Here is a 4,736-nt window from a genome sequence, read left to right as displayed (position 1 = left end):
ATTGGCTACTCTGATCATAATCATTTAACCAAACTTCTTATAGATCCATTCACTAAAATTATGGTATCGGACTTTCACCAACTCCGACTCGCTAAAACCATGTTTATTTAGCTACTATTTCTATGCATTGAATTTAACTTTATTTTAACAATCATATAATATTTAACTAGAAAAGTCAACAATTTTTATAACAACGGTAAGCTTCACCTACTAAGGACCCCTTGTTATTGAATGTAGAAATTTGTTATCTATCAATACTCCTTTTAAACATTGGATTTTAGGGTATCATAGTTGTAATACTTTTGAAAGGAGTCATTTAAATGAAAAAAACTAAAATTGAAGCAAGTTTAAAAGGAAATATGGGATTTGAAATGGATTTGAATGGCCACAATTTTATTACCGATGCTGCAGAAAAAATTGGAGGTAATAATCTAGGCCCTCGACCTAAACAACTACTTTTAGCAGGTTTAATTGGTTGCACCGGCATTGATACAATGTCCATATTAAAAAAAATGAAGGTAGAACTAGAAGACTTTAAAATACAAGTAGAAGCTGACAATACGGAAGAACATCCAAAAGTTTATGAAAATATCCATTTAATCTATAAATTTAAAGGAAAAGATTTGCCTAGAAAAAAAATAGAAAAGGCTGTCTCTCTTTCACAAGAAAGATATTGTGGTGTAACTGCAATGCTTAAAAAAGCCACATCAGTTAATTATGATATAATCATTGAAGACTAAAAAGCAACAAATGTTGCTTTTTTATTTTTTTATTGGAATTTGAATCTCCGTTATAAACTCTTTCTCTTTAGATGTACCATGTATATCTAAGCGATAGATTTCCATTGGCCTTCCACTAAGTGTATATCCATTCTCCTTTATAAAATCCATCATCTTTTCAAAATATCTTTGACTTTTTTTATAAGAACCAAGGTATATCAACGTTACAAAAAGACCAGAAGGCAAAATCATATTATAATCTTCTTTATCATCTACAAAAAAGAAAGCATTTTCATATAGACTATAATCTTCCTTTTTTAATCCTTCATCAGAAATAAAAACTCCCATATCCTTATTCCCAAATAAGAATAATTTTGAATCATCTCTACCTTCTAATTTACGAAAAGCCAAATCTACTTCCTCATCTTTCGACATAACTCCTTCAATAAGAATTATTCTTCTCTCTTTAATTTCTTCTACTTCTATTTCCCCATAGGTATCTATGTTTTTAAATTCTTTTAAATCCGTTAGCTTTACCTGTAAATTTTCTTTTAATTCCATCAAAGGTCCAATCTTTTTTTCAATTAATTCTACTTCCTTCTCCATTAAATCAATGGTAGTATCTATACTTCTATTCTCTAAATATTCTTTTATTTGTTTTGTAGAAAAATCAAGTTTTCTCAAATCTTTAATTATATTTAGTCTCCAAATATCGTCTATAGAATATACTCTATATCCATTAGACCTCCTTTTTGGATTTATAAGCCCTTTCTTTTCATAGTAACGAATGGAATCTGGTCCAAAATCATATAGTTTACATATTTGTCCTATAGTATATTCTTTCTTCATTTACTTCTCTCCTTATATTTGTTCTTGACATTAGTATTGTACCAAGGTTTATATTAGTAATCAAGGAGTGATTTTATGCAACAAAGTAAGTCAAAATCACAATTGACAAAAAAATTTTTTAAATATCTAATACCTTCAGTGACTGCCATGTGGTTTTTTTCTATTTATACCATGGTAGATGGGATATTTGTTGGAAAAGGAGTAGGCCCTATTGCCCTAGCAGCTGTTAATCTTTCCATGCCTTATATTAATGGTGTTTTTGCAATATCCCTATTGCTTTCAGTTGGAGCTTCTACCTTAATAACATTTTATTTTGGTAAAAACGAAAAAGAAAAAAGCAATGAAATATTTACTTTAAATATAATCCTTATTTCTATTATAGGTATTGTATTAACTGGACTTTCATTAGTCTTTATAAAAAAAATAGCATATTTTTTAGGAGCAACTACAGAAACTTTGCCTTATGTTGTAGACTACTTAAAAATAATAATTCTTTTTAGTTCTTTTTTTATGGTAGCTTATTCATTAGAAGTTCTAGTTAAAGCCGATGGATTCCCTATCTACTCCATAATATTCGTCACACTAGCTGCTATAACCAATATAGTACTAGATTATATTCTTGTAATCCGTTTTAACTACGGAATAAAGGGAGCAGCATTTGCTACAGGTGCCTCCCAGTTTATCTCTTGTATGGCGTTTTTGTTTCACTTTATTTTTGGAAAATCTAATTTAAAATTCATTAAACCAAAATTTGATTTTTCTATCATGAAAAAATTATTTACTATAGGTATTCCCGAAGCATTAACTGAACTATCAGCAGGATTTACTACTTTTGTATTTAATTTTGCAATTTCAAAACATATCGGCACTTACGGTCTAGCAGCCTTTGGAGTTATTATGTACCTAAATAACTTAGTTCTTATGACTATGGTAGGTATAAACCAAGGAATGCAGCCTTTGATTAGTTATTATAATGGGGAAGGTAACCATAAAAATATAGAAAATTTATTAACCTTAGCATTAAAAACTTCTTTAGCTTTTTCTGTTTTATTCTTTGGGATTTCTCAGGGATTTACAAAACAATTAGTCTCCCTTTTTATAAATCCATCCAACAAGCAAGCATTTTTGCTAGCCATAAAAGGTTTAAAAATATTTAGTTTTGGATTTCTAATTTGCGGATTTAATATCATTTTATCTGGCTATTTTACAGCATTAAAAGAAACTACTAAAGGGACAATTATTTCAACATTAAGAGGATATATTCTAATTACTTTAACACTATTAATTTTGCCCAATATATGGGGTAATATTGGCATCTGGATTTCTTCTTTAGTTTGTGAAGTTCTAACACTAGCTATTGCTTTTACTATATATATAAGGTTTCAATCCGACCTAAAAGATATACCTTTATATAAATAAAAATTTAGATTTTTCAATTTTGAATTATTTTTAGTGTTTAACATATACTAAATAAACACTAAAATGAAAGGAAGAAATCTATGAATGATAAATACATCGTTATAACTGATAATAAGTTTTCTGAACCTATGTCAAAAAATGAAGCAATTAAATTAGTCAAAGATTACGATAATCAAGGTATAGTTGGATATATTGTATCTGAAGAAGAATCTAAAAGAATAAAAAAACCAAGTAATTTCAATGAGCCTAAATGGGAATAAATTAGTAGATTAAATATAAAGCTCTAGTTTCAAAAAACATTGTTGGAACTAGAGCTTTTATATATCAGAAAAAACTATCTAAAGCTTATCTCGTTCTAAACCCATCTCATCATTCTTCGATATAAAACTATCCTTTACTATGTAACCGGATTTAAATACAGAAAGCATTATGCCTATTAAAGACATATTTACAATTGTAGCCATTCCGCTATAAGAAATAAAAGGTAAAACATAATTAGTAATTGGAAAACCTAAATTGCTTATGGTATAAAAAACAACTTCCATTGTAAATGTAATTAAAACTGCTGTAGAAACCAATTTTCCCAAAATACTTTTTTGTTTGTAACATATCTTAAACGAACGAAATATAAAAAGAAATATAACCCCCATTACCACAATAAATGATAGCCAACCTAGTCTATGAATTAAATATGTTAATATATAATTTGTATTTATTTCAGGTATCATATAAGAATTTATTTCTAATGTTCCTCTACCAATAAATTTAGCACCTGCTAACATATCTCTCATCTTCGCACCAATATATCCATGTCCCAATGGATCTCTTAATGGATTTATAATATTTAATAATCTTTCACGCCTATAACTATAGAACATTAGCTTTATAAATCCTATGCCACCTATAACAATAGTCGGTATGGATACAAGGAGCATTCCATAAAGCTTATTTACATTGAACCATCCTTTTATAATTGCCATAGTTATAAGTATTAGGAAAGATGAAAATATTAAGACTACTACTGATATACTGGGTATCATAAATCCTATAAATACAGGAATAATAAAAAATGCTCCACTTAATATAATCCCTAAATATCCTTTGGTTCTCATATTATAAATTATTCCAGACATGACTGTTGGAAATAAAATCATAATAAATTGAACATATGCATGCTTTCCTCTAACAACTGGTGATAAAACCATTGAAACCATAGATATAATGGTAATGCCTATGAAAATAGTTTTAGGATATCTACCTATAATTGTAAAATCAGTAAAATATAAAGTTACCATAAAAACTATCCCTATTAAAGTAGTAATCAAACTTCTTTCTAACAATAAAGGGGTATGAGGTTCACTGCTTGCAATAAATCTAATTGTAAACCCTAATAAAATCATAATCCCTGTCAAAAGTATAATTTTCCATTCTGTCTTGGGTCTATGGGTACGGTCCAGTTCTGTTCCAATTAAAACAGGATCCCCCATTTCTTTAATTGCTTTATCCAGAGCGGTTTCTTCATCTATTCCTTCATTTATAAATGCATTCTTTTGGTCAATAATATGATTTCTAATTTCTTCACAAACCATATTATGAGCCTTTTTCCATCTTATTTGTTCACAAATAGTCTCTAGAAATTCATTTATTTTAGCAGAATATTGCATAGCTTTCCCCTCCTTTTAGAACTTGATTAATTGCATTAACATAAGTTCTCCATTCATTTTCCTTCTCTGCTAAAACTCTTCTTCC

The 4,736-nt window shown here is 28.5% G+C and carries 5 protein-coding genes; 3 read left to right on the top strand and 2 right to left on the bottom strand.

The window, feature by feature from the left end:
* Positions 1–320 precede the first annotated feature (320 nt).
* On the top strand, positions 321–740 hold the full coding sequence (locus VK998_RS10595) for an OsmC family protein (RefSeq protein ID WP_325228096.1): 420 nt from the start codon (positions 321–323) through the stop codon (positions 738–740).
* Positions 741–761: 21 nt separating this feature from the next.
* On the opposite strand, the gene VK998_RS10590 is transcribed toward VK998_RS10595, so the two are convergent.
* Positions 762–1,568 carry a MerR family transcriptional regulator gene (locus tag VK998_RS10590; protein ID WP_325228095.1) on the bottom strand — a complete coding sequence of 269 codons (807 nt, stop codon included), beginning with the start codon at positions 1,566–1,568 and terminating at the stop codon, positions 762–764.
* A 75-nt stretch (positions 1,569–1,643) separates the two neighbouring features.
* Here VK998_RS10590 and VK998_RS10585 point away from each other — a divergent pair, with 75 nt between their 5' ends.
* Both VK998_RS10585 and VK998_RS10580 read left to right on the top strand, forming a co-directional pair.
* Entirely contained in the window at positions 1,644–2,987 is a 1,344-nt protein-coding gene (locus tag VK998_RS10585) for an MATE family efflux transporter (RefSeq protein WP_325228094.1), read from the top strand.
* 80 nt (positions 2,988–3,067) lie between these two features.
* Positions 3,068–3,247 carry a hypothetical protein gene (locus VK998_RS10580; RefSeq protein WP_325228093.1) on the top strand — a complete coding sequence of 60 codons (180 nt, stop codon included), beginning with the start codon at positions 3,068–3,070 and terminating at the stop codon, positions 3,245–3,247.
* A 78-nt stretch (positions 3,248–3,325) separates the two neighbouring features.
* Here the strand turns inward: VK998_RS10580 and VK998_RS10575 are convergent, their stop codons facing one another.
* On the bottom strand, positions 3,326–4,651 hold the full coding sequence (locus VK998_RS10575) for an FtsW/RodA/SpoVE family cell cycle protein (RefSeq protein ID WP_325228092.1): 1,326 nt from the start codon (positions 4,649–4,651) through the stop codon (positions 3,326–3,328).
* Positions 4,652–4,736 lie beyond the last annotated feature (85 nt).

Source organism: Schnuerera sp. (assembly GCF_035459645.1).
In the GTDB taxonomy this organism is placed as follows: Bacteria; Bacillota; Clostridia; order Tissierellales; family Tepidimicrobiaceae; genus Schnuerera.
Note: the sequence above shows the minus strand (reverse complement) of the source record. Positions and strands in the feature narration are given on the sequence as shown.

Coding starts and splice junctions, on each gene's coding strand:
- VK998_RS10595 (WP_325228096.1), top strand. CDS start 321: ATGAAAAAAACTAAAATTGAAGCAAGTTTAAAAGGAAATATGGGATTT.
- VK998_RS10590 (WP_325228095.1), bottom strand. CDS start 1,568: ATGAAGAAAGAATATACTATAGGACAAATATGTAAACTATATGATTTT.
- VK998_RS10585 (WP_325228094.1), top strand. CDS start 1,644: ATGCAACAAAGTAAGTCAAAATCACAATTGACAAAAAAATTTTTTAAA.
- VK998_RS10580 (WP_325228093.1), top strand. CDS start 3,068: ATGAATGATAAATACATCGTTATAACTGATAATAAGTTTTCTGAACCT.
- VK998_RS10575 (WP_325228092.1), bottom strand. CDS start 4,651: ATGCAATATTCTGCTAAAATAAATGAATTTCTAGAGACTATTTGTGAA.